The organism is Halomonas sp. KAO, assembly GCF_015595025.1.
In the GTDB taxonomy this organism is placed as follows: Bacteria; Pseudomonadota; Gammaproteobacteria; order Pseudomonadales; family Halomonadaceae; genus Halomonas.
In genome coordinates, this window is record NZ_JADNRL010000022.1 from 1 (window position 1) to 662 (window position 662).

Below are 662 nucleotides of genomic sequence, written 5' to 3' on the forward strand. Positions count from 1 at the left end.
TCGAAGTGAGCCCCCTGAGGGGGTGGTTCGTCTGATAGATGTTCCATGAAAGGCTCTTTGTCCAGATGATATAGCCGAGGAGTGTATCCGGGTCGATGTAAGGAAGTGCCGCTTTCAATTACCAACTAACAAGACCTTTCAAAGGTCTTGTTAGTCAACTGACAGCGGAGGTGGTGTCATGAAAAAGGTAATGGTAGTGTTGGCTTCCTTGACGATGTTTCTGGGGTCTGGAGCGCTGATGGCAATGGATTCAGAGTACATGGAGAAGCGTCGAAAGCAGATCAGTGAGACAGCCGAGAGCAATGTTTCCCAACTGAGTGAAGCCCGCCAGGGAAACAGGCTTGACCTGGTAGGCTCAGTACGTGAGGAGGGCGATGGCGTAGTGTCGGCCTTTGGAGATAAGACTCGAGAAGCCCTTCGTCATTGGTGGCTGTAATGAGGGGGAGTCAAGGCAAGTGTCGATCCGTACTTGTAATGTCTTGATTCATGAAATAATCGCAGCGCCTTGCTTCACCCGGGTTCGGTTTTTCCGGATCCGGGTGATGTTACGCAACCGTGAGATATCCTTGTGGTAACCCTGCAGCCTGGACGCTAAAGATCACAAGTCTAGGCCTCGTCTGAAAAGCCGGAAAGCGTCGCCAGTGTCGGACATGGCCTGACCC

General features: G+C 52.0%; 1 protein-coding gene. It reads left to right on the plus strand.

Annotation, left to right across the window (positions count from 1 at the left end; all coding sequences use genetic code 11):
* Positions 1-178 precede the first annotated feature (178 nt).
* The gene (locus tag IOC61_RS10920; protein ID WP_195688886.1) at positions 179-436 is read left to right on the plus strand and encodes a hypothetical protein; all 258 of its coding nucleotides are present in this window, start codon (positions 179-181) and stop codon (positions 434-436) included.
* The last annotated feature ends 226 nt before the right edge of the window (positions 437-662 follow it).